Consider the following 20,996-nt stretch of genomic DNA (forward strand, 5'->3'; position numbering starts at 1 on the left):
GAACCGAGCCGGTGGCTCAGGTGAGGATCACCCGGCCGTCAGCGCTCCACGCGCGCGCGACGTGCGACGAGCACGGCACCGCCGAGCGCCAGCAGCGCGGCTGCGCCTGCCGCAGCGAACCAGGGGCTCATGCCACCGGTCGACGCCAGCGATCCGTTCGCAGACGAACCCGAAGCCCCCGAGCCCGACGCCTGCGAACCTTCAGTCGCATTCGCGGCGTTCGCGCCCGCGGCTCCGCTCGTGCCCGCACCGGCCGCCGATCCGGTGCCCTCGGCCGCGCCACCCGCACCCGATGCTCCGTCGGCAGCGGCTCCTGCACCGTCTGCGGCGCCATCCGCGGCACCACCCGCAGTGCCGTTGGCGCCGCCCTCCGCACCGGTGACCGGGGCGTCGACCTGCACCGGCACCGTCACGGTCGTGCCGCTGACATCGGTGGCGATGGTGAGGGTTGCGGGCCCCGCGAGGTCTGCCGGGATCGCGAACTCCAGGGTCGCCGCGCCACCCACGACCGGAGCCGTGGCGAGCGGGGTGACGGCTGCAGCAGCCGCACGAGCAACGGCACCCGAGTCCGCAGCGATCGAGGCCGAGACCTGCGTGTTCACGGGCACACCGCGCGACGTCAGATCCAGCTTCGAGAACTGCAGGCTGAGCGTCTGCCCGGGCTTGACCGAGCCGGTCGGCAAACTACTGATCTGCACCGAGCGACGGTCGTAGCTCGGCGACACCGGGCTGTTCGCGCGCAGGTACTCGATCCAGGCGTCGCGATCGACGAGACCCGTGTCTTTGGTATCCACTCCGTTTGCGAACTCGCGGAAGTTGTCGCCGCCCTGCAGCAGGAAGCTGAAGGAGCCGATTCGGTACTCGCGTTCCGGATCGATCGGCGCCCCGTTCACCATGATGCCGGTGATGCGGTCGCCCTCTTCTCGTGTCTCATCGAACGTGTAGCTGACGTTTTTCGACAGGCCGAGCTGCAGGTACGGCTTGGACGGCACTGCGCCCTCGGCCGTGCGCTGCCACTGCTGCTCCAGCGCGGTCTTGAACTGTGCGCCGGTCAGCTTCGTGGTCCACAGGTTGTTCAGGAACGGGAGCACCGCGTTTGCCTCGGCATAGGTGATCTCACCGGCTTCGAGCTCCGCGCGGAGCCCACCCGGGTTGACGACGCCGATCTCGGCACCGCCACGGTCTGACGACGACAGGCTCGAGAGCAGCGCGTCCGCGACGAAATTGCCGAGCGTCGACTCCGAGCCGCGATCATCACGCGTCTCGCCGGTGAAGGCCGTCGTGATGTCGGCGGTCGCCTCGCTGATCGGCTGGTTGCCGATCTCAGCGGCGTTCGCGAGTGCCTCGCGCACGATGCCGTCGACCTCGGCGACCACGGGCGATCCCGCCACCAAGACGGCGTCATCGGTGGTGACGCGCGGCACATTGCGGGTGACGGTGGCGTTCGTGTCGCCCGTCGCCGAGTTGTAGTCGAGCACGACCTGGCCGACGTTCGCGCCGTAGCTACCGGTCTGCAGCACCGGTCGGGTGCTGCCGTCGGTAGCGCCGGGCACCGGAGCGTTCCAGGCGTACTCGGCGTGGGTGTGGCCGTTGTAGATCACATCGACCGACGCGCTCGTCTCGTTCACGATGCGCTCGAACACGCCGCCCGCGGCGAGCTCCTGCTCGAGCGACGACTGCTCGGCGTTGCCACCGGCAGCGCCCTCGTGATACTCGGCGATGATCACATCGGCCTCGCCGTTCTCCGGGTCGCCATCGGTGAGCTGCGCCGCGACGCGGTTCACCGCCGCGACCGGATCACCGAAGGTCAGCCCTTCGATGCCACCGGGTGATACCAGTGCCGGAGTCTCCTGCGTGATCGCACCGATAATGCCGACCTTCACGCCGTCGACCTCGATGATCTCGTACTCCTGCACGGCGGGCTTGCCGTCGCGCGTCACGTTTGCCGCGAGGTAGGGGAACTTCGCCGCAGCCTTCACGCGCCCGTCAAGGTCGTCGTACCCCTGATCGAACTCGTGGTTGCCGGTCGACGACGCGGCGACGCCCAGCGCGTTCAGCACGTCGAGCGTCGGCTGATCCTGCGCCACCGATGAGGCGAAGAGCGATGCACCGATGTTGTCGCCGTTCGAGAGCAGCACGCTGCTGTCGGGGTAATCCGCGCGCAGTCCCTCGACCGTGCCCGCGAACTTCACCGTATTGGCGTCGATACGCCCATGGAAGTCGTTGATATTCAGGAAGTTGAGCTGCTTGGTTTCCGACGCAGCACCCTCGGCCGAGATGCCGACCACGATCGGGTCGTGGTCGGACGAGCGATACGGGCCCTCGGCGAACAGGTCGAGCGCGTTGTAGTTGTAGCGGCTGTACTCGAGCGCGACGGCTTCGACCGAGTTGATGTTCCAGATGTCTGCTCCGGTGACGAGCTTCTCCGCACTCGGCGAGGCGAAAATGTAGTCGAGGGATCCCACCGCACCGTCGTAGGTGTAGGTCTCCTTGCCGGTCTTCGCACCCTGGCTGACGTAGTCGGCCCCCAGAATCGTCTGGATCGGCTGTTCGCCCGCGTACGAGTTGAAGTCACCCACGAGGAAGACGCGGTCAGTGCCCGCCTGCTCCTCCAGGTCTGCCGCAAAGCTCACCAGTGCCTCGGACTGGCGGGTGCGATCGCCGTTGAATGCGCCGACGCCGTCCTTCAAGTCGGCATTGTCACCGGTCGCTGCGGGGGTACTGTCGCCTTTCGACTTGAAGTGGTTCGCGACGACCACGAAATCGGTGTCGGTTCCCGTCACGGAGAAGTGCTGCGCGAGCGGCTCGCGCGCGTTCGCGAAGGCGGGCGAATCGGTGAGGATCACCGATTCGTCGACCGGCGCGATCGAATCCTTCTTGAAGATGAAGGCCGTGCGAATCACGTCCTCGTTCTGCGGCAGCTTCTCGGGCGATCGTACGTACTCCCAGTCGCCACCCGTGAGGCCCGAATCGGCGTTCAGCGCATCGACGAGGTTCGCCAGAGTCGCATCGCGATCCTGCCCGAACCGCGCCGAGTTCTCAATCTCCTCGAGCGAGATCACGTTCGCGTCGAGCGCGTTGATCGCGTCGACGATCTTGCCCTGCTGGCGATCGAAGTTCGCCTGATCCCAGGCGCCGCGCGCATCGCAGCCCTTGCTCACGGCGATCTTGTTGCCCGCGCGATCCGTGTAGGCCTCACAGCCCGCAACGTCGACGCCGAACGTCGTGAAGTAGTTCAGCACGTTGAAGCCGGCCAGCCGCACATCGCCGCCGACCTTCTCCGGGTGCTCCGTACGCGTGTTCGCGAACGTCGCCGGCTGCACCGTCGCCGCATTGTCGGGCGTCAGCTGTGTGGTCGGCTGGAACTTCCAGGCTCCGTTGCGGTAGTCGAGCACGACGGGCGCGGTGAAGGTGACCGGCGCACCGACGCGCACAGGCGCCGTGGTCGAGAGATACGGCAGCGGCACCCCCTTGTTCGCTGTCGAGTTGAAATTGATGCTCGCGCCGTCGTCGAGCAGTACGCCGATCTCGGCATTGCGCGACTGGGCCGCCGTGTACGCCTCGCTGCCCGGCAGGCCCGCGGCCGTCGGGTTGAGCAGCGGCGAGCTGTCGGCAGCGAGGCCGATCTCACCGTAGAAGTTGGTGTCGTACGTGTCAGAGACCGTGAAGGCGCCCTGCGGCGCGATGAGCATGCTCTCGAAGACCTCGCGCTCAGCATCCGTCTTCGGGAACGGGATCGCGGCCGGCACGACCGGTGCGACCTCCTCCGCGATCGGCACCAGCCCGCCCGCGGCCACTGTGATTTCGGTCAGTCCGTTGAACTCCGAAACCGCACCGGTCACTTCCACGTAGCTGCCCACGGAGGCCTCCGCCACCGTCGCGCTCGAGTAGACGAAGACCGCCTCCGAAGCGGTGTGCATTGCCGGGTCGAGGTCGCCACCGGTTCCCGGGGTCTGAATCGTGTAGCCGGCGAAACCGCCCGTCGGGTACACCGCCGTCACGATGCCGCGGGTCTTCACCTGCTGGCCGGCCAGCGGGCTCGCCGGACCCGTGCCTTGAATCTCCGTGATCGGGGTGACATCGGCCGGCACCTCAGGCTCGGGATCGACCGTGGGCTCCTGCCCCGACCCCGTGGGTGACGGTGCGACAGTGACAAAGTCCGCAGCGTTGTCATCCGAGTCGGCCGTAGCCGTGCGTTCGATGCTTTCCATGGTCGAGGGCGCCGGGGCTGCTCCGGAACCCTCAAACCGGGTGGCGCTGCCGTAGCCCACGAAGTCGGCAACGGTGGTGGCATCGCCTTCGGCACCGACCGCGATGGGCGACGTCGTCTTCGCCAACACGATCTGACCACCGCCGGCACCCGCGGCCAGGCTCGTCGCGAGATCCGCGCCGGCGACAGCGGCGCCGTTCGCACCGACAGTTCCCGTAATCAGGAACGAACCCTGCGCCGGAATCGAGCCGCGCAGGGGCATCACGTTCGAACCCGACGCCGGGTTCGTCGACGTCCCGGAACGGTACTGGAGCGACCAGCCCTCGAGACTGATCGGCGACTCCGTGGGGTTCGCGAGCTCCACGAAGTCGGCGTTCAGAACGGCTCCCCCGTTGCCACCGGCAGCATAGATCTCATTGATCACCACCCCTGATCCGTCGGGGGCGGCGTACGCGGGGGTCGCGATGAGCGGTACTGCCGCGACAGCTGCAATGGCAGCTGCAGCGCACAGGCGTTGTGATCGTTTCTGGGGCACCAGTTTCTCCGTGACTGACGGAACCGCATCGTGCGACTCCGGGGCGCCGGCGTGATCCGGCGGCTTGTGTCAGCCCGTGGACCAGGCGACCATCACGACGCTACGGTGCGGGAGTGACGTCCATGCCCCTGCCAGTTGCCCTGCGGGTGAACGGCACGTGCACGCCGGTGAACGGGCGTGTCGTGCCCGAACGCACGAAACCCCCGTCGCAGTGCGACGGGGGTTTCGTGACGGAACCGGGTTCGAATTACTCGGCCTTCTCCTCGGCAGCAGCCTCGGTGGTCTCCTCAGCAGCTTCGGTGACCTCAGCGGTCTCCTCGGCCGGAGCCTCTTCGACGACCTCGGCGGCCGGCTTCTCAGCGGCTGCCTTCTTCGCCTTGGGCTTCGGAGCAACCGGCTCGAGCACGAGCTCGATCACTGCGAGGGGAGCATTGTCGCCCTTGCGGAAACCGGTCTTGATGATGCGGGTGTAGCCGCCCTCGCGGTTCTCGACCAGCGGCGCGATCTCGGTGAAGAGCTCGTGCACGACCGACTTGTCGAGGATCTGACGCATGACGCGACGGCGTGCGTGCAGGTCTCCGCGCTTTGCGAAGGTCACGAGACGCTCGGCGACGGGCTGGAGGCGCTTGGCCTTCGTCTCCGTCGTCTGGATGCGCTTGTGCTCGAAGAGCTGCGAAGCCAGCTGGTTGAGCATCAGACGCTCGTGTGCGGGGCCGCCTCCGAGGCGGGGGCCCTTGTTGGGCTTGGGCATTGTTTACTCCAGTAAGTGTGCGATCAGGCCAGCGATGCCGGATCGTTAGTTGTTGTCGTCTTCGTAGCTGTAGAACTGCGCGCCGTCGAACCCGGGCACTGCGTCCTTCAGCGAGAGGCCCATCTCGGTGAGCTTGTCGCGCACCTCGAATACCGACTTCTGGCCGAAGTTGCGGATGTTCATCAGCTGGGCCTCGGAGAGCGCCACGAGCTCGCTCACCGTGTTGATGCCCTCGCGCTTCAGGCAGTTGTAGCTGCGCACCGACAGATCGAGATCCTCGATCGGAATCGACAGCTCGCCCTCGGTGACGACCTCGACCGGCGCGGGGCCGATCTCGACGCCCTCGGCGGCGGTGTTCAACTCGCGCGCGAGACCGAACAGCTCAACCAGCGTCGAACCGGCCGATGCGATGGCATCGCGGGGGCCGATCGCCGGCTTCGTCTCAACATCGACCACCAGGCGATCGAAGTCGGTGCGCTCACCGGCACGAGTCGCCTCGACGCGGTAGGTCACCTTGAGCACGGGCGAGTAGATCGAGTCGACCGGAATACGACCGACCTCGGCATCCTCATTGCGGTTCTGAGCTGCAGAAACGTAGCCGCGGCCGCGCTCGATGGTGAGCTCGAGCTCGAACTGCGCCGAATCACCGAGCGTCGCGATGACGAGCTCGGGGTTGTGCACCTCGACACCGGCGGGAGCAGAGATGTCGGCAGCAGTGACCTCGCCGGCTCCCGTCTTGCGCAGGTACGCGGTGATGGGCTCGTCATGCTCGCTCGAGACGACGAGATCCTTGATGTTCAGGATGATCTCGGTGACGTCCTCGGTCACGCCCTGAATGGTCGTGAACTCGTGGGCGACGCCCTCGAAGCGAACGCTGGTGACCGCTGCGCCGGGAATCGACGACAGCAGCGTGCGCCGCAGCGAGTTGCCGAGCGTGTAGCCGAAGCCAGGTTCGAGCGGCTCGATGGCGAAGCGCGAACGGTACTCGGAGATGGATTCTTCAGTCAGAGTGGGTCGCTGTGCAATCAGCACGGTGTGTGATCCTTTCGCTGGAGTCCGCTATATGACTCATGCGGTATCGGGAGTGAAGTGGCCTGAAGCGCTGGGAAGGCCAGCGCGAGAAGAGGCGGATCGCCGCCGGGAGCGGCAGCTGCGCCGGCCGGAGCCGGCGCAGCGTTCCACTCAGACGCGGCGACGCTTCGGCGGACGGCAGCCGTTGTGGGTCTGCGGCGTCACGTCGTTGATCGAGCCCACCTCGAGGCCGGCGGCCTGCAGCGAGCGGATCGCGGTCTCGCGGCCCGAACCCGGACCCTTGACGAAGACGTCAACCTTCTTCATGCCGTGCTCCTGTGCCTTGCGAGCAGCCGACTCTGCGGCAAGCTGCGCGGCGAACGGGGTCGACTTGCGCGAGCCCTTGAAGCCCACGCCGCCCGAGGAAGCCCAGCTGATCACAGCACCGGTGGTGTCGGTGATCGAAACGATCGTGTTGTTGAACGTCGACTTGATGTGGGCCTGGCCCACGGCAACGTTCTTCTTATCCTTGCGACGCGGCTTGCGAGCCGCGGTCTTTGGTGCAGCCATTGAGTGTTCTCCTGAAAAGCTCTGTGTGTCGGTCTAACGAACCGGCGATTACTTCTTCTTGCCGGCGACGGTGCGCTTCGGGCCCTTGCGGGTACGAGCGTTCGTCTTGGTGCGCTGACCGTGCACAGGCAGGCCTTTACGGTGGCGGAGCCCCTGGTAGCTGCCGATCTCAACCTTGCGGCGGATGTCAGCAGTGACCTCGCGGCGGAGATCGCCCTCAACCTTGAAGTTGGCTTCGATGTAATCGCGAAGCGCGACGAGCTGCTCGTCGGACAGATCCTTGACGCGGATGTTGCCGTCGATCTCGGTGTCGGCGAGGGTCTTCAGTGCGCTGGTGCGCCCAACGCCGTAGATGTAGGTGAGTGCAATCTCAACGCGCTTGTCGCGTGGGATGTCTACTCCTGCGAGACGTGCCATGTTGGCTCTCCTTGCGGATTGTAGAGGTGTGGTGCGCACCGGGGGTCCGGGCCTCTGTCCCGAGGTGTCCCCCACCGGTTACCCGGAGGGTTCTTCGATGCGCTGGATCGGTGATTCAGTTGTGTGCTCTGCGGGAGCGGGTTCCGGCTTCGGAGGAATCCTCAGCCGCAATCGCCGGGACTTAGCCCTGGCGCTGCTTGTGGCGCGGGTTGCCCTTGCAGATCACCATGACGCGCCCGTGGCGACGGATGACCTTGCAGTGATCGCAGATCGGCTTGACGCTGGGGTTGACCTTCATGATGTTTCCTTCGTGTATTTCGCTGTCCTCGTACTCGCGGGGTGCCGCGAGTCGTTACTTCCCAGCGACCTACTTGTAGCGGTAGACGATACGGCCGCGGGTCAGATCGTAGGGCGTCAGCTCCACGATCACGCGGTCCTCGGGGAGGATGCGGATGTAGTGCTGGCGCATCTTGCCCGAGATATGAGCGAGCACCTTGTGTCCGTTGGTCAGCTCGACGCGGAACATCGCGTTGGGCAGAGCCTCGACAATGTGTCCCTCGATCTCGATGACGCCGTCTTTCTTGGCCATAGCCTCACTATCGCTTGCGTAGGTGTACTGGTCATGCGAATGCTTGACTCCTGCTCAACCGACTCGAAACCGAGAACGCAAAAACAGGCGCAAAGCACCAAAGATCAAGCGTACCGGGCGTGTCTCGTTTTGTAAAGCTGAGAACGCCGGGGCGCACGGCGAACGAAACGTTCAGTGAAGGCTAGGGAATCGGTACCGGGTGCACGCCCAGAGGAGCGAGCCCGCTGGCTCCTCCGTCTTCGGCCGTCAGCACCCAGATGCCACGTTCATGTACGGCGACCGTGTGCTCCCACTGAGCGCTCATCGATCCGTCGGACATCGTGACGGTCCAGTCATCGTCTTCGACGTCCGTCTCGATGCCCCCAGCAGAGATGATGGGCTCGATCGCTACCACCAGCCCCGGCTTGACTTCGGGCCCCCGGCGTCGCGTCGGAACGTTGAACACCGGGGGTTCTTCGTGCATTGACCGGCCGATACCGTGCCCGATGTAGTCCTCAAGCACGCCGAAGTCGCTCTGCGCACGCACGTAGGTCGATACTGCTGCCCCGACCTCGTTCAGGTGCTTGGCTGTGGAGAGCCGGGCGATACCGCGCCACATGGCTTGCTCGGTCACCTCGCTGAGGCGCTGGTTCGCCACAGTGCGCGCATCGTCGGCGAAGTCGGGAAGCACCGCCGTGAACGCCGCATCGCCGTGCCACCCACCGACCACCGCACCCGCGTCGAGCGCCACGATGTCGCCGGCCGCGAGCGGACGCTCGGTCGGGATCGCGTGCACGACATGCTCGTTGACGTTCGCGCAAATGGTGTGTCGGTACCCGGGCTCGAGCATGAAATTCGGCGCGCCGCCACGAGCACGAATTGCGGCTTCCGCGATTGCGTCGAGTTCGAGCGTCGTGATTCCGGGTCGCACCGCCTCGCGCATCGCGGTCAGCGCCGCAGCCGTCGCGAGCCCCGGCTCGATCATCAATCGCAGTTGCGCCGGCGACTTGTAGATCGACCGGCGCAGGAACCCGCGCGGACTCACGATCTAGGAGGCGACTCGGGCGCCGAGCTGAGCGTCGAGCCCATTGGCGATACGCTCCGCGACGGCATTCACGCTGCCGATTCCATCGACGGAGACGAGAATGCCCCGCTCTGAGAACAGTTCGACGAGCGGCGCAGTCTGCGCGGCGTAGACGTCTTGCCGGTGGCGAATCACTTCTTCGGTGTCATCTGCACGGCCTTCGACCTGCGCACGCTTGAGCAGACGGGCAACGACCTCGTCGACATCGGCTTCGATCAGCACCACCGCATCGAGCGAGGAGCCGTCGAGCATGCCGTCGAGCGCATGCACCTGATCGACGGTGCGCGGATAGCCATCGAGCAAGAACCCTGCGGCCGCGTCGGCCTGCGTCAGACGGTCGGCGACGATGTCATTCGTCAGCGAGTCGGGAACGAGTTCGCCCTGCTCGATGATGGCCTGCACCTGCTTGCCGAGCTCCGTGCCACCCTTGATGTTCGCGCGGAAAATGTCACCGGTCGAAATCGCCGGAACTCCGTAGCGTTCCGCGATCTTGCCGGCCTGGGTGCCCTTACCAGCGCCCGGAGGGCCGATGATGAGCAGTCGCGTGGTGGTGGTCTCAGTCACTTGAGAAGCCCTTCGTAGTGGCGCTGCTGCAGCTGGGCGTCGATCTGCTTCACCGTCTCCAGGCCGACGCCCACGATGATGAGAATCGAGGAGCCGCCGAAGGGGAAGTTCTGGTTCGCACCGAAGAACGACAGGGCAACGAGCGGAAGCAGGGCGATGACACCGAGGTAAAGCGAGCCAGCGCTCGTAATGCGCGTCAGCACGTAGTTGAGGTATTCGGCAGTCGGACGACCAGCGCGGATACCGGGAATGAAGCCGCCGTACTGCTTCATGTTGTCGGAGACCTCTTCAGGGTTGAAGGTGATCTGCACGTAGAAGAATGTGAACCCGATGACGAGCAGGAAGAACACCAGCATGTAGAACGGCTGATCGCCGAGCACGAGGTTGTTCTGAATCCAGACGACCCACGGCTTCGGGTCTTCACCGATCTTGGGCTGGTTGAACTGCGTGATGAGCATCGGCAGGTAGAGAATCGCCGACGCGAAGATCACGGGGATCACACCCGCCATGTTGACCTTGATCGGGATGTAGGTGCTGCTTCCCCCGTAGGTACGCCGACCCACGACGCGCTTCGCGTACTGCACCGGGATGCGGCGCTGCGACTGCTCGACGAAGACCACCGCTGCCACCACAAGCAAGCCGACGCCCAGAACTATGAAGAAGACTTCCCAGCCGCGCGACTCCTTGATGATCCACATGGCACCCGGGAACTGTGCCGCGATCGACGTGAAGATCAGCAGCGACATGCCGTTACCGATGCCGCGCTCAGTGATGAGCTCGCCGAACCACATGATGAGACCGGTGCCGGCCGTCATCGTGATGATGATGATGAGGACAGCCCACCATTCCTGCGACACGAGGTTCTGGCAGGCCTGGTTCGCGAGCGAGCCGAAGAGCTGGCCCGAGCGCGCGACGGTGATCAGCGTGGTCGACTGGAGGATCGCGAGTGCGATGGTGAGGTAGCGCGTGTACTGCGTCAGCTTGCTCTGGCCCGCCTGACCCTCCTTGTGGAGCGCTTCGAAGTGCGGGATGACCACGCGGAGCAGCTGCGTGATGATCGATGCCGTGATGTAGGGCATGATGCCGAGCGCGAAGATCGAGAGCTGCAGCAGCGCACCGCCGCTGAACAGGTTGATCATGTCGTAGAGGCCGTTGCCTCCGCTGCTCGCCTGGTTTGCCACGAGGCAGGCCTGCACGTTGTTGAAGTCAACGAAGGGCGCGGGGATGAAAGACCCCAACCGGAACAGCGAAACGATCGCGAGTGTGAACACGATCTTCCGGCGCAAGTCGGGAGTCCGGAAGATCCGTCCGATGGCGCTGAACAAAATCTGCCTCCTGGAACGTCGTAAGGGGCTTCGCCTAACGACGAGAACCAATTTCTCCAGACTACACGGCATCGGCCGTGCGCCTGAAGCCTCCGTCACGAAAGACGGCGGCGGACAAGCAAAAAACGGGGGTCAGGTCGGGCGACAGTGCTGCCGCCCGACCCGAGCCCCCGCGTCCCGGGCTACACCCGGGGGTACTGCATGATCCTGACGGATCGTTACTTCACTGCACCACCGGCGGCGACGATCTTCTGCTCAGCCGAGCTCGAGACCTTATCGACCTGCACGGTGAGCTTGACCTGCAGGTCGCCGTCGCCCAGCACCTTGACGGGCTGGTTCTTGCGCACGGCGCCCTTGGCCACCAGATCATCGACGGTCACGTCGCCACCCTGGGGGTAGAGCTCTGCGAGCTTGGCAACGTTCACGACCTGGTACTCGGTGCGGAACGGGTTCTTGAACCCGCGCAGCTTCGGGGTGCGCATGTGCAGCGGCATCTGCCCACCCTCGAAGCCGACCTTGACCTGGTAACGGGCCTTGGTGCCCTTGGTACCGCGGCCAGCGGTCTTGCCCTTCGACGCCTCACCGCGACCCACACGGGTCTTGGCCTTCTTGGCGCCCGGAGCCGGACGGAGGTGGTGTGCCTTCAGCACCGACTCACGCTCCTCGTTCTTCTCGCTCATGCGTCGATCTCCTCAACCACTACCAGGTGAGCGACCGCGCGAATGTAGCCGCGGTTGGCCTTCGTGTCCTCACGAACGACCGACTGGCCGATCTTCTTGAGGCCGAGGCTGCGCAGCGTGTCGCGCTGGTTCTGCTTCTCACTGATGACGGACTTCGTCTGCGTAACTTTCAGGCTCTTCGCCATTACGCACCTGCCTTTGCCTTCGCGGCAGCGTCGGCCGCAGCCTTCGCCTCAGCGCGCACGATGCGAGCCGGGGCGACGCGGTCGAAGTCAAGGCCACGGCGAGCTGCAACGGAGCGGGGCTCCTCGAGCAGCTGCAGCGCCTCAACGGTCGCGTGCACGATGTTCAGGGTGTTCGACGAACCGAGCGACTTGCTCAGCACGTCGTGGATGCCCGCGCACTCGAGTACGGCGCGGACCGGGCCACCGGCGATAACACCGGTACCGGCAGCAGCGGGACGCAGCAGCACGACGCCGGCCGCGGCCTCACCCTGCACGGGGTGCGGGATGGTGCTGCCGACGCGGGGCACGCGGAAGAAGTTCTTCTTGGCTTCTTCGACGCCCTTGGCAATCGCGAGGGGAACTTCCTTCGCCTTGCCGTAGCCGACGCCCACGGTGCCGTTGCCATCGCCCACCACGACAAGCGCGGTGAAGCTGAAGCGACGGCCGCCCTTGACGACCTTCGACACGCGGTTGATGGTCACGACGCGCTCGAGGAACTGGCTCTCGTTGCGATCGCGGCCGCTGCGCTCGTTGCGGGTGCCACGATCGCGGCTTCCACGACGCTGCTCGCGCGGCTCGTTGCGGTGATCCTGAGCCGGGGCCTGCGCGGCCGTCGTCTCAGACTGGGCCTCTGCAGACACTTCCTGCTCCTTCGTTTCGTTGCTCACAGGGTCAGCCCCCCTTCGCGAGCGCCGTCGGCGATCGCTGCGACGCGACCGGCGTACTTGCTACCGCCACGGTCGAAGACGACCGCGTCGATGCCGGCGCCCTTGGCGCGCTCGGCGACGAGTTCGCCGACCTTGCGTGCCTTGGCGGTCTTGTCACCGTCGAACGAACGCAGGTCGGCTTCCATGGTCGAAGCCGATGCGAGGGTGAGACCCTTCGAATCGTCGACGATCTGCACGAAGACGTGGCGCGCGGAACGGTTCACGACGAGACGGGGGCGAACCTCCGTGCCGACGATCTTCTTACGCAGGCGGGTGTGGCGTCGAACGCGCGCAGCGGTCCGACCCTTAGCCCGGGTTACTGAAGCGGCCATGGTTACTTACCAGCCTTTCCTGCCTTGCGACGGACAACCTCGCCCGCGTAGCGAATGCCCTTGCCCTTATAGGGCTCCGGCTTCTTCAGCTTGCGGATGTTAGCTGCGGCCTCGCCGACAGCCTGCTTCGAGATCCCGCTGACGGTGATCTTGGTGTTGCCCTCGACTGCGAGCGTAATGCCCTCGGGGGCATCCACGTTCACCGGGTGGGAGAAGCCGAGCGCGAGCTCGAGGCCTGCGCCCTTCTGCTGCACGCGGTAGCCGGTTCCGACGACCTCGAGCTGCTTGGTGTAGCCCTCGGTGACACCGATGATGTTGTTGTTGATGAGCGTGCGGGTCAGGCCGTGCAGCGCTCGGGAATCGCGCTCGTCGTCGGGACGGGTGACCAGCACCTGTCCGTCTTCGAACGCAACGCGGATGGGCTCCGAAACGACAAGCGCGAGCTCGCCCTTCGAACCCTTGACCGTGACCTTCTGGCCATCGATCTTGACGTCGACACCGCCGGGAACGGCGATGGGAAGCTTACCAATACGTGACATGACGGGTTACCACACGTAAGCGAGGACTTCCCCGCCAACGCCCTTCTGCTCAGCCTCGCGGTCGGTCAGGAGACCCGAGGAGGTGGACAGGATCGCGATGCCGAGGCCGCCGAGCACGCTCGGGATCTCAGTGGTGCCCGCGTACACGCGAAGGCCGGGCTTGGAAACCCGCTTGATGCCTTCGATGGAACGCTCGCGGTTCGGGCCGTACTTCAGCGACATGGTGATGGTCGTTCCGACGCGTGCCGGCTCAACCTTCCAGTCCTGAATGTAGCCCTCGCGCTTGAGGATCTCAGCGATCCGCTCCTTCAGCTTCGAGCCGGGGAGCGAAACGTCGTCATGATGCGCAGAGTTTGCGTTGCGCAACCGGGTGAGCATATCTGCTACCGGATCAGTCATCGTCATGAGTGACTCTTTCTTTCTCGCCTGGTTTCATGCGCCGGTACACCGACGCACGACCTAGGTGACACACGGATGGGGTGCCCGGGAGAACCCGGGCACCCTCGCCGCTTGGACTATTCAGTTATTCCGACTTGAAGGGGAAGCCGAGCGCGCGAAGCAGCGCACGACCCTCGTCGTCAGTCTTTGCGGTGGTCACGACGGTGATGTCGAACCCACGCACGCGATCAATCTTATCCTGATCGATCTCGTGGAACACACTCTGCTCGGTCAAACCGAAGGTGTAGTTGCCGTTTCCATCGAACTGACGCGGCGACAGGCCACGGAAGTCGCGGATACGGGGCAGTGCGAGGTTGATCAGACGGTCGAGGAACTCCCACGAACGATCGCCACGAAGCGTGACGTGCGCACCGATGGCCTGGCCCTCGCGCAGCTTGAACTGCGCGATGGACTTCCGAGCCTTGGTGACCATGGGCTTCTGACCGGTGATCTTCACGAGGTCGGCAATTGCGCCCTCGATCACCTTGCTGTCACGTGCAGCCTCGCCGACACCCGTGTTCACGACGACCTTGACGATCCCGGGAACCTGCATGATGTTGGCGAAGTTGAACTCCTCGCGGAGCGCGGGGACGATCTCAGCGCGGTACTTCTGCTTCAGGCGGGGCTGAGCGTTGGTCGCTGCAGTCTCGGTCATGCGAGATCCTTCCCGGACGACTTCGCGTAGCGCACGCGAACCGTCTTCTTCTTGCCGTCCTTCTCGATCTCCTCGACGCGGAACCCGACGCGGGTCGGCTTCTTCGTCTCGGGGTCGACGATGGCGACGTTCGACACGTGAATCGGGGCCTCGACGGTCTCGATGCCACCCTCGCGGGTGCCACGCTCCGACTGGCCGACACGGACGTGCTTGGTGACGAAATTGACGCCCTCAACCACGACGCGGTCGGTCTCGGTCAGAACCTCGATGACGCGACCCTGCTTGCCCTTGTAGCCGCCGCGTTCCTGCGACGGGCCCGAGATGACCTCGACGAGGTCACCCTTCTTGATCTTTGCGCCCATAAGACTAGATCACCTCCGGTGCGAGCGAGACGATCTTCATGAACCGCTTATCGCGCAGCTCACGTCCGACCGGCCCGAAGATACGGGTGCCGCGGGGCTCCCCATCGGCCTTGAGGATGACGGCAGCGTTCTCGTCGAACGCGATGTACGAGCCATCCGCGCGACGAGTCGACTTGCGCGTGCGAACGACGACCGCCTTGACGACGTCGCCCTTCTTCACGTTGCCGCCGGGGATTGCGTCCTTGACGGTCGCGACGATCGTGTCGCCGACACCGGCGTAACGACGCTTCGAGCCTCCGAGCACACGAATCGTGAGCAACTCCTTGGCGCCGCTGTTGTCGGCAACCTTGAGTCGGGATTCCTGCTGAATCACTTGTTACTCCTTCACTCAGTAAGCCCGGGGGCTTACTTCGCCTTCTCGAGGATCTCGACCAGACGCCAGCGCTTGGTCGCGCTCAGCGGGCGGGTCTCGTGGATGAGCACGAGATCGCCGATGCCGGCCGTGTTCTGCTCGTCGTGGGCCTTGACCTTCGACGAACGACGGAGCACCTTGCCGTAGAGCGGGTGCTTCACACGATCCTCGACCTCGACAACGATGGTCTTCTCCATCTTGTCGCTGACGACGTAGCCGCGGCGAGCCTTACGGTAGCCGCGCTGTTCCTTCTCGACCTCAGCCATGTTCAGGCCTCCTTCGTCTCAGCGGCGGCATCCGCCTGCTCGGTCTTCTTGCTGCTCTTCTTTGCCTTTGCGGGCGCAGCAGCAGCGGGCGTGGCACGAATGCCGAGCTCACGCTCACGCAGCACGGTGTAGATGCGAGCAATGTCGCGCTTCACCTGGCGAACGCGGCCGTGGCTTTCCAACTGGCCGGTGGCCGACTGGAAACGAAGGTTGAAGAGCTCGCCCTTCGCCTTCTTGAGTTCCTCTGCCAGTCGCTCGTTCTCGAAGCTATCGAGCTCGGTGATGGCCAGTTCCTGGGTACCGATCGCCATTACGCGTCGCCCTCCTCGCGCTTGATGATACGGGCCTTGAGGGGCAGCTTGTGGATGGCGCGGGTGAGCGCCTCACGTGCGAGCTCCTCATCGACGCCGGCGACCTCGAAGAGGACGCGGCCCGGCTTGACGTTGGCAACCCACCACTCCGGGGAGCCCTTACCGGAACCCATGCGGGTTTCCGCAGGCTTCTTGGTGAGGGGGCGGTCCGGGTAGATGTTGATCCACACCTTGCCGCCGCGCTTGATGTGACGCGTCATGGCGATACGAGCGGACTCGATCTGACGGTTCGTCACGTAAGCGGGGGTCAGCGCCTGGATGCCGAACTCACCGAATGCCACGGTGTTGCCACCCTTGGACTGACCGGTGCGGCTGGGGTGGTGCTGCTTGCGGTACTTGACTCGACGGGGAATCAGCATGCTTACTTCTCCGCTCCTGCTGCAGCAGGTGCAGCCTCGGCCTGTGCGCCACGGGGCGCACGGCGGCGGTCGCCGCGGTCGCGAGACGGCTTCTGGGCCGCCTGCTCACGAGCGAGTTCCTTGTTGGTCAGGTCACCCTTGTAGATCCAGACCTTCACGCCGATGCGGCCGAAGGTGGTCTTTGCCTCGTAGAAGCCGTAGTCGATGTTCGCGCGGAGCGTGTGCAGCGGCACGCGACCCTCACGGTAGAACTCCGAGCGGCTCATCTCGGCGCCGCCGAGGCGGCCGGAGACCTGGATACGGATGCCCTTGGCGCCGGCGCGCTGAGCGCCCTGCAGACCCTTGCGCATCGCGCGGCGGAACGCCACACGAGCAGCGAGCTGCTCGGCGATGCCCTGCGCGACGAGCTGAGCGTCGGCCTCGGGGTTCTTGACCTCGAGGATGTTCAGCTGGATCTGCTTGCCGGTGAGCTTCTCGAGGTCGGCGCGGATGCGCTCGGCCTCGGCGCCACGGCGACCGATGACGATGCCGGGACGTGCCGAGTGGATGTCCACGCGAACACGGTCACGGGTGCGCTCGATCTCGACGCGCGAAACGCCCGCACGATCGAGCTGCTTGGTCAGGTGCTGACGGATCTTGATGTCCTCGGCGAGGTAGTCAGCGTAGCGCTGACCGGCCTTCGTCGAGTCCGAGAACCAACGCGACACGTGATCAGTGGTGATCCCGAGGCGGAAGCCGTAGGGATGAATCTTCTGGCCCATACCGTTAGGCTCCCTTCTTCGCGGCAGCCAGCTCATCAGCCGACTGCAGCACGATCGTGATGTGGCTGGTGCGCTTGTTGATGCGGAACGCGCGTCCCTGTGCACGGGGGCGGAAACGCTTCAGCGTCGCACCCTCGTCCACGAAGGCACGAGCGATGACCAGCTCGTCCTCGTTGAGACGCAGATTCTCCTTGTCAGCCTTGACGCGCGCATTCGCGATCGCCGAGGCCACCAGCTTGAAAATCGGCTCCGATGCGGCCTGCGGGGCGAACTTCAGGATGGCGAGTGCCTCCTGAGCGTTCTTCCCACGAACCAGATCAATAACGCGACGGGCCTTCTGGGGGGTAACGCGGATATGACGCACGCGTGCGATCGACTCCACCATTTCTCTTCCTCCTTCACGTCACCGCTTAGCGGCGACGGCCCTTCTTGTCGTCCTTCACGTGTCCACGGAAGGTACGCGTGGGCGCGAACTCGCCCAGCTTGTGACCGACCATGGTCTCCGTGACGAACACGGGGATGTGCTTCCGACCGTCGTGCACCGCGATGGTGTGTCCCAGCATGGCGGGGATGATCATCGAGCGGCGCGACCAGGTCTTGATCACGTTCTTGGAGCCAGCTTCGTTCTGCACAATCACCTTGTTCAACAGGTGGTTATCGACGAAGGGGCCCTTCTTGAGACTACGAGGCATCTTCTACTCTCTCCTACCTGTCGACTAACGCTTCTTGCCAGCGTTGCGGCGACGCACGATGAGCTTGTCGCTTTCCTTGTTCGGATGGCGCGTACGGCCTTCCTTCTGGCCCCAGGGGCTGACCGGGTGACGACCACCCGAGGTGCGGCCTTCGCCACCACCGTGAGGGTGATCCACCGGGTTCATGACGACACCACGCACGGTCGGGCGGACGCCCTTCCAGCGCATACGGCCGGCCTTGCCCCAGTTGATGTTCGACTGCTCGGCGTTGCCGACCTCGCCGACGGTTGCGCGGCAGCGCACATCGACGTTGCGGATCTCGCCCGAGGGGAGACGCAGCTGAGCGTAGGGGCCGTCCTTCGCAACGAGGCGAACCGAGGTGCCTGCGGAACGAGCGAGCTTCGCTCCCCCACCGGGCTTCAGTTCGATCGCGTGGATGACGGTACCCGTCGGGATGTTCTTCAGCGGCAGGTTGTTGCCCGGCTTGATGTCAGCGCCGGCACCCGACTCGACGACGTCGCCCTGCTTCAGCTTGTTCGGCGCGATGATGTAGCGCTTCGTGCCGTCCTGGAAGTGCAGCAGTGCAATGCGTGCGGTGCGGTTGGGGTCGTACTCGATGTGAGCGACCTTGGCGTCGACGCCGTCCTTGTCGTGACGACGGAAGTCGATGACGCGGTACTGACGCTTGTGGCCACCACCGATGTGACGGGTGGTGATCCGGCCCTGGTTGTTGCGGCCGCCGGTCTTGGGGAGCGGGCGAAGCAGCGACTTCTCGGGCGTGGAGCGCGTGATCTCTGCGAAATCAGCAACGCTCGAGCCGCGACGACCCGGGGTCGTCGGCTTGTACTTGCGAATTGCCATGATGTGTTCCTCTTCGCCCCTTCTACAGCGCAGCCGTGAAGATGTCGATGGAGCCCGACTTCAGGGTGACGATCGCGCGCTTGGTGTCCTTGCGCTTGCCCAGACCGAACTTGGTGCGGCGGGTCTTGCCCTTGCGGGTCAGCGTGCGGACCTTGGCGACCTTCACATTGAAGACCTGTTCGACAGCGAGCTTGATCTCGGTCTTGTTCGACTCCGGCTGCACCTCGAAGGTGTACTGGCCGTTGGCGTCGATGAGACCGTAGCTCTTCTCCGAAACGATCGGGCGGATGATGACGTCGTGTGCGGACTTGTTCAAGCTCACTTCGAGACCTCCTGAGCGGCACGGCCGGTGACGAAGGCGTCGAAGGCGGCCTTGGTGAAGACGAGATCGTCGCTGACGACCACGTCGTAGGCGTTGAGCTGGTCCTGGAAGATCACGTGGACGTGCTCCAGGTTGCGCACGCTGAGCGCCGTCAGCTCGTCATCGCGGTCGACGACCACGAGTACGCGCTTGCCCGGAGCAACCGACGCGAGGAAGACGCGTGCGGCCTTGGTGCTGGGCTTGTCGGCGATACCGAAGCCCTCGACGACGTGCAGGCGGTTCGCGCGAGCGCGATCCGACAGCAGACCGCGGAGTGCAGCAGCAATCATCTTCTTGGGGGTGCGCTGCGAGTAGTCGCGCGGCACGGGGCCGTGCACGACGCCGCCGCCGCGGTGCTCAGGAGCACGAACCGAACCCTGACGAGCGCGGCCGGTGCCCTTCTGCTTGAACGGCTTGACACCCGAACCGGAGACCTCGCCGCGGTTCTTGGTCTTATGCGTACCCTGACGCGCAGCTGCGAGCTGAGCGGTGACCACCTGGTGGATCAGCGGGACGTTGGTCTCGACACCGAAAATGGTCTCGGGCAGGTCAACCGACCCGGCCTTCTGACCCTGGGCGTCGAACACCTCGAGCTTGGTAGCGGTAGCCATGAACTACGCCCCCTTCACTGCGTTGCGAACGAAAACGAGACGACCGCGTGCACCGGGAACCGCACCCTTGACCAGGATGAGGTTCTTCTCGGCGTCGATCGCCTGCACGGTGAGGTTCTGCACGGTCACGCGCTCGCCACCCATGCGGCCCGGCATGCGCTGACCCTTGAAGACGCGACCCGGGGTCGCGGCTCCACCGATCGAGCCCGGCTTGCGGTGGTTGCGGTGAGCACCGTGCGAGGCGCCAACACCCTTGAAGTTGTGACGCTTCATGGCGCCGGCGAAGCCCTTGCCCTTTGAGGTGCCAACGACGTCGATCTTCTGACCGGCCTCGAAGGTGCCATCGACGGTGAGCTCCTGACCGAGCGCGTACTCAGCCGCGTCGGAGGTGCGAACCTCGGTGAGGTGACGGCGCGGCGTCACGCCGGCCTTCTCGAAGTGACCAGCCGTGGGCTTGTTCACCTTGCGGGGATCGATCTGACCCGCGGCGATCTGCACGGCGCTGTAGCCGTCGACCTCGGGGGTGCGGATCTGGGTGATCACGTTGGGTGCCACCTCGATCACGGTGACGGGAACGACATTGCCGTTCTCGTCCCAGACCTGCGTCATACCGAGCTTGGTGCCCAGAAGACCCTTCACGTTACGTACTACTGACATGTCCGGATCCCCCCTTAGAGCTTGATCTCGATATTGACGTCGGCAGGCAGGTCGAGACGCATGAGCGAATCGACGGCCTTCGGGGTGGGATCGACGATGTCGATCAGGCGCTTGTGCGTGCGCTTCTCGAAGTGCTCGCGGCTGTCCTTGTACTTGTGGGGCGAACGGATGACTGCGATCACGTTCTTCTCCGTGGGGAGCGGCACGGGGCCGATCACGGTGGCACCAGCGCGGGTGACCGTGTCGACAATCTTGCGTGCGGAGCTGTCGATGACCTCGTGGTCATACGACTTCAGTCGGATGCGGATCTTCTGTCCCGCCATGTGACTCTCTTTTCTACTTGCGTCGTACTGCGCACCGAAGTGCGCCGCATTGGACGTCTTACGTACCAGCGCCCTGGCGTTGGCGCTCTCGCGCCTCGTGCTGGGTCTCTGTTCACCTGTCAAAACCGACCACCCGTATCGACGAGAAGTCGGCCCCGCGCGCACGAAAGCGGCCGGACTGATGTCTGGCCGCCGAACGGCGTGCGGGTGTTGTTCGCTACCCGCGGCCTAACCCGAACCCCGATCACTCGGAGCGATTATGCACTGCCTGGCAGTGACCCACACCGGAGCGTGGAGTACTGAACCTGTCTATTCTCGCACGCGGATGGCCGCCGTGCAACCCGGGCGTG

The 20,996-nt window shown here is 64.8% G+C and carries 30 protein-coding genes; all 30 read right to left on the reverse strand.

Annotated features, from left to right (window positions below):
• Nucleotides 1-38: 38 nt before the first annotated feature.
• The 30 genes from ACZF5Y_RS11480 to rpsJ all read right to left on the reverse strand — a co-directional run bounded on the left by ACZF5Y_RS11480 (nucleotide 39) and on the right by rpsJ (nucleotide 20,646).
• The gene (locus ACZF5Y_RS11480) at nucleotides 39-4,745 is read right to left on the reverse strand and encodes an ExeM/NucH family extracellular endonuclease (protein ID WP_497532786.1); all 4,707 of its coding nucleotides are present in this window, start codon (nucleotides 4,743-4,745) and stop codon (nucleotides 39-41) included.
• 247 nt (nucleotides 4,746-4,992) lie between these two features.
• A complete protein-coding gene (gene rplQ / locus ACZF5Y_RS11485; RefSeq protein WP_053386926.1) occupies nucleotides 4,993-5,496 on the reverse strand; it encodes a 50S ribosomal protein L17 in 504 nt (167 codons plus the stop codon).
• A gap of 45 nt (nucleotides 5,497-5,541) precedes the next feature.
• Nucleotides 5,542-6,528 carry a DNA-directed RNA polymerase subunit alpha gene (locus ACZF5Y_RS11490; RefSeq protein WP_053352812.1) on the reverse strand — a complete coding sequence of 329 codons (987 nt, stop codon included), beginning with the start codon at nucleotides 6,526-6,528 and terminating at the stop codon, nucleotides 5,542-5,544.
• A gap of 150 nt (nucleotides 6,529-6,678) precedes the next feature.
• Nucleotides 6,679-7,077, reverse strand: coding sequence for a 30S ribosomal protein S11 (rpsK, locus tag ACZF5Y_RS11495; RefSeq protein ID WP_053352811.1), 399 nt, complete (start codon nucleotides 7,075-7,077; stop codon nucleotides 6,679-6,681).
• Nucleotides 7,078-7,125: 48 nt separating this feature from the next.
• Nucleotides 7,126-7,494 carry a 30S ribosomal protein S13 gene (gene rpsM / locus ACZF5Y_RS11500; protein WP_053352810.1) on the reverse strand — a complete coding sequence of 123 codons (369 nt, stop codon included), beginning with the start codon at nucleotides 7,492-7,494 and terminating at the stop codon, nucleotides 7,126-7,128.
• A gap of 181 nt (nucleotides 7,495-7,675) precedes the next feature.
• Nucleotides 7,676-7,792, reverse strand: a complete 117-nt coding sequence (rpmJ, locus tag ACZF5Y_RS11505; protein ID WP_497532787.1) for a 50S ribosomal protein L36 — start codon at nucleotides 7,790-7,792, stop codon at nucleotides 7,676-7,678.
• A gap of 69 nt (nucleotides 7,793-7,861) precedes the next feature.
• Complete coding sequence (infA, locus tag ACZF5Y_RS11510) at nucleotides 7,862-8,083, reverse strand: translation initiation factor IF-1 (RefSeq protein ID WP_010156420.1); 222 nt, start codon at nucleotides 8,081-8,083, stop codon at nucleotides 7,862-7,864.
• A gap of 181 nt (nucleotides 8,084-8,264) precedes the next feature.
• Nucleotides 8,265-9,107, reverse strand: coding sequence for a type I methionyl aminopeptidase (map, locus tag ACZF5Y_RS11515; RefSeq protein ID WP_497532788.1), 843 nt, complete (start codon nucleotides 9,105-9,107; stop codon nucleotides 8,265-8,267).
• Nucleotides 9,108-9,110: 3 nt separating this feature from the next.
• A complete protein-coding gene (locus ACZF5Y_RS11520) occupies nucleotides 9,111-9,710 on the reverse strand; it encodes an adenylate kinase (RefSeq protein WP_497532789.1) in 600 nt (199 codons plus the stop codon).
• Nucleotides 9,707-11,035 (reverse strand): preprotein translocase subunit SecY, encoded by a 1,329-nt coding sequence (secY, locus tag ACZF5Y_RS11525; protein WP_053352807.1) that lies wholly within the window; start codon nucleotides 11,033-11,035, stop codon nucleotides 9,707-9,709. The genes ACZF5Y_RS11520 and secY overlap by 4 nt, the downstream gene beginning before the upstream one ends.
• A gap of 218 nt (nucleotides 11,036-11,253) precedes the next feature.
• Complete coding sequence (gene rplO / locus ACZF5Y_RS11530; RefSeq protein WP_053352806.1) at nucleotides 11,254-11,715, reverse strand: 50S ribosomal protein L15; 462 nt, start codon at nucleotides 11,713-11,715, stop codon at nucleotides 11,254-11,256.
• A complete protein-coding gene (rpmD, locus tag ACZF5Y_RS11535) occupies nucleotides 11,712-11,900 on the reverse strand; it encodes a 50S ribosomal protein L30 (protein WP_053352805.1) in 189 nt (62 codons plus the stop codon). Before rpmD ends, rplO begins: the two co-directional genes overlap by 4 nt.
• A complete protein-coding gene (rpsE, locus tag ACZF5Y_RS11540; RefSeq protein ID WP_053352804.1) occupies nucleotides 11,900-12,607 on the reverse strand; it encodes a 30S ribosomal protein S5 in 708 nt (235 codons plus the stop codon). The genes rpmD and rpsE overlap by 1 nt, the downstream gene beginning before the upstream one ends.
• Nucleotides 12,604-12,978 carry a 50S ribosomal protein L18 gene (rplR, locus tag ACZF5Y_RS11545; protein ID WP_053352803.1) on the reverse strand — a complete coding sequence of 125 codons (375 nt, stop codon included), beginning with the start codon at nucleotides 12,976-12,978 and terminating at the stop codon, nucleotides 12,604-12,606. The genes rpsE and rplR overlap by 4 nt, the downstream gene beginning before the upstream one ends.
• Nucleotides 12,979-12,980: 2 nt before the next feature.
• On the reverse strand, nucleotides 12,981-13,517 hold the full coding sequence (gene rplF, locus ACZF5Y_RS11550; RefSeq protein WP_053352802.1) for a 50S ribosomal protein L6: 537 nt from the start codon (nucleotides 13,515-13,517) through the stop codon (nucleotides 12,981-12,983).
• Between the two features lie 6 nt (nucleotides 13,518-13,523).
• Nucleotides 13,524-13,922: a 30S ribosomal protein S8 gene (gene rpsH / locus ACZF5Y_RS11555; RefSeq protein WP_053352801.1), complete on the reverse strand. Its 399-nt coding sequence runs from the start codon at nucleotides 13,920-13,922 to the stop codon at nucleotides 13,524-13,526.
• A 118-nt stretch (nucleotides 13,923-14,040) separates the two neighbouring features.
• Complete coding sequence (rplE, locus tag ACZF5Y_RS11560) at nucleotides 14,041-14,610, reverse strand: 50S ribosomal protein L5 (protein WP_053352800.1); 570 nt, start codon at nucleotides 14,608-14,610, stop codon at nucleotides 14,041-14,043.
• Entirely contained in the window at nucleotides 14,607-14,972 is a 366-nt protein-coding gene (rplX, locus tag ACZF5Y_RS11565; protein WP_053352799.1) for a 50S ribosomal protein L24, read from the reverse strand. The genes rplE and rplX overlap by 4 nt, the downstream gene beginning before the upstream one ends.
• A gap of 4 nt (nucleotides 14,973-14,976) precedes the next feature.
• A complete protein-coding gene (rplN, locus tag ACZF5Y_RS11570) occupies nucleotides 14,977-15,345 on the reverse strand; it encodes a 50S ribosomal protein L14 (RefSeq protein ID WP_053352798.1) in 369 nt (122 codons plus the stop codon).
• A gap of 32 nt (nucleotides 15,346-15,377) precedes the next feature.
• Nucleotides 15,378-15,650 (reverse strand): 30S ribosomal protein S17, encoded by a 273-nt coding sequence (gene rpsQ / locus ACZF5Y_RS11575; protein ID WP_053352797.1) that lies wholly within the window; start codon nucleotides 15,648-15,650, stop codon nucleotides 15,378-15,380.
• A 2-nt stretch (nucleotides 15,651-15,652) separates the two neighbouring features.
• Nucleotides 15,653-15,961 (reverse strand): 50S ribosomal protein L29, encoded by a 309-nt coding sequence (gene rpmC, locus ACZF5Y_RS11580; RefSeq protein ID WP_053352796.1) that lies wholly within the window; start codon nucleotides 15,959-15,961, stop codon nucleotides 15,653-15,655.
• Nucleotides 15,961-16,380, reverse strand: a complete 420-nt coding sequence (gene rplP, locus ACZF5Y_RS11585; protein WP_053352795.1) for a 50S ribosomal protein L16 — start codon at nucleotides 16,378-16,380, stop codon at nucleotides 15,961-15,963. Before rplP ends, rpmC begins: the two co-directional genes overlap by 1 nt.
• A gap of 2 nt (nucleotides 16,381-16,382) precedes the next feature.
• A complete protein-coding gene (gene rpsC, locus ACZF5Y_RS11590) occupies nucleotides 16,383-17,141 on the reverse strand; it encodes a 30S ribosomal protein S3 (protein WP_053352794.1) in 759 nt (252 codons plus the stop codon).
• A 4-nt stretch (nucleotides 17,142-17,145) separates the two neighbouring features.
• Nucleotides 17,146-17,526, reverse strand: a complete 381-nt coding sequence (gene rplV / locus ACZF5Y_RS11595) for a 50S ribosomal protein L22 (RefSeq protein ID WP_053352793.1) — start codon at nucleotides 17,524-17,526, stop codon at nucleotides 17,146-17,148.
• A gap of 25 nt (nucleotides 17,527-17,551) precedes the next feature.
• Complete coding sequence (rpsS, locus tag ACZF5Y_RS11600; protein WP_010156398.1) at nucleotides 17,552-17,833, reverse strand: 30S ribosomal protein S19; 282 nt, start codon at nucleotides 17,831-17,833, stop codon at nucleotides 17,552-17,554.
• 24 nt (nucleotides 17,834-17,857) lie between these two features.
• Nucleotides 17,858-18,694 carry a 50S ribosomal protein L2 gene (gene rplB, locus ACZF5Y_RS11605; RefSeq protein WP_053352792.1) on the reverse strand — a complete coding sequence of 279 codons (837 nt, stop codon included), beginning with the start codon at nucleotides 18,692-18,694 and terminating at the stop codon, nucleotides 17,858-17,860.
• 22 nt (nucleotides 18,695-18,716) lie between these two features.
• Nucleotides 18,717-19,016 carry a 50S ribosomal protein L23 gene (gene rplW / locus ACZF5Y_RS11610; protein ID WP_053352791.1) on the reverse strand — a complete coding sequence of 100 codons (300 nt, stop codon included), beginning with the start codon at nucleotides 19,014-19,016 and terminating at the stop codon, nucleotides 18,717-18,719.
• On the reverse strand, nucleotides 19,013-19,666 hold the full coding sequence (gene rplD / locus ACZF5Y_RS11615; protein ID WP_497532793.1) for a 50S ribosomal protein L4: 654 nt from the start codon (nucleotides 19,664-19,666) through the stop codon (nucleotides 19,013-19,015). Before rplD ends, rplW begins: the two co-directional genes overlap by 4 nt.
• Nucleotides 19,667-19,669: 3 nt before the next feature.
• Nucleotides 19,670-20,323, reverse strand: coding sequence for a 50S ribosomal protein L3 (gene rplC, locus ACZF5Y_RS11620; RefSeq protein WP_053352789.1), 654 nt, complete (start codon nucleotides 20,321-20,323; stop codon nucleotides 19,670-19,672).
• A 14-nt stretch (nucleotides 20,324-20,337) separates the two neighbouring features.
• Nucleotides 20,338-20,646, reverse strand: a complete 309-nt coding sequence (rpsJ, locus tag ACZF5Y_RS11625) for a 30S ribosomal protein S10 (RefSeq protein ID WP_010156393.1) — start codon at nucleotides 20,644-20,646, stop codon at nucleotides 20,338-20,340.
• Between the last annotated feature and the right edge of the window lie 350 nt (nucleotides 20,647-20,996).

Source organism: Leucobacter sp. WKLB1 (genome assembly GCF_059696215.1).

Excerpts from the sequence above, each read along its gene's own strand:
- rplR (WP_053352803.1), bottom strand. The coding sequence starts at position 12,978 with ATGGCCGCTTCAGTAACCCGGGCTAAGGGTCGGACCGCTGCGCGCGTT.
- rpsK (WP_053352811.1), bottom strand. The coding sequence starts at position 7,077 with ATGGCTGCACCAAAGACCGCGGCTCGCAAGCCGCGTCGCAAGGATAAG.
- rplV (WP_053352793.1), bottom strand. The coding sequence starts at position 17,526 with ATGGTGGAGTCGATCGCACGCGTGCGTCATATCCGCGTTACCCCCCAG.
- rpsS (WP_010156398.1), bottom strand. The coding sequence starts at position 17,833 with ATGCCTCGTAGTCTCAAGAAGGGCCCCTTCGTCGATAACCACCTGTTG.
- rplE (WP_053352800.1), bottom strand. The coding sequence starts at position 14,610 with ATGACCGAGACTGCAGCGACCAACGCTCAGCCCCGCCTGAAGCAGAAG.
- rplQ (WP_053386926.1), bottom strand. The coding sequence starts at position 5,496 with ATGCCCAAGCCCAACAAGGGCCCCCGCCTCGGAGGCGGCCCCGCACAC.
- rpmJ (WP_497532787.1), bottom strand. The coding sequence starts at position 7,792 with ATGAAGGTCAACCCCAGCGTCAAGCCGATCTGCGATCACTGCAAGGTC.
- rpsC (WP_053352794.1), bottom strand. The coding sequence starts at position 17,141 with ATGGGCCAGAAGATTCATCCCTACGGCTTCCGCCTCGGGATCACCACT.
- rplC (WP_053352789.1), bottom strand. The coding sequence starts at position 20,323 with ATGTCAGTAGTACGTAACGTGAAGGGTCTTCTGGGCACCAAGCTCGGT.
- infA (WP_010156420.1), bottom strand. The coding sequence starts at position 8,083 with ATGGCCAAGAAAGACGGCGTCATCGAGATCGAGGGACACATTGTCGAG.
- rplB (WP_053352792.1), bottom strand. The coding sequence starts at position 18,694 with ATGGCAATTCGCAAGTACAAGCCGACGACCCCGGGTCGTCGCGGCTCG.
- rplX (WP_053352799.1), bottom strand. The coding sequence starts at position 14,972 with ATGGGCGCAAAGATCAAGAAGGGTGACCTCGTCGAGGTCATCTCGGGC.
- rplO (WP_053352806.1), bottom strand. The coding sequence starts at position 11,715 with ATGAGCGAGAAGAACGAGGAGCGTGAGTCGGTGCTGAAGGCACACCAC.
- rpsQ (WP_053352797.1), bottom strand. The coding sequence starts at position 15,650 with ATGGCTGAGGTCGAGAAGGAACAGCGCGGCTACCGTAAGGCTCGCCGC.
- rpmC (WP_053352796.1), bottom strand. The coding sequence starts at position 15,961 with ATGGCGATCGGTACCCAGGAACTGGCCATCACCGAGCTCGATAGCTTC.
- rpsM (WP_053352810.1), bottom strand. The coding sequence starts at position 7,494 with ATGGCACGTCTCGCAGGAGTAGACATCCCACGCGACAAGCGCGTTGAG.
- rplF (WP_053352802.1), bottom strand. The coding sequence starts at position 13,517 with ATGTCACGTATTGGTAAGCTTCCCATCGCCGTTCCCGGCGGTGTCGAC.
- rpsH (WP_053352801.1), bottom strand. The coding sequence starts at position 13,922 with ATGACGATGACTGATCCGGTAGCAGATATGCTCACCCGGTTGCGCAAC.
- rplD (WP_497532793.1), bottom strand. The coding sequence starts at position 19,666 with ATGGCTACCGCTACCAAGCTCGAGGTGTTCGACGCCCAGGGTCAGAAG.
- rplP (WP_053352795.1), bottom strand. The coding sequence starts at position 16,380 with ATGCTGATTCCCCGTCGAGTCAAGTACCGCAAGCAGCACCACCCCAGC.
- rpsJ (WP_010156393.1), bottom strand. The coding sequence starts at position 20,646 with ATGGCGGGACAGAAGATCCGCATCCGACTGAAGTCGTATGACCACGAG.
- rpmD (WP_053352805.1), bottom strand. The coding sequence starts at position 11,900 with ATGGCGAAGAGCCTGAAAGTTACGCAGACGAAGTCCGTCATCAGTGAG.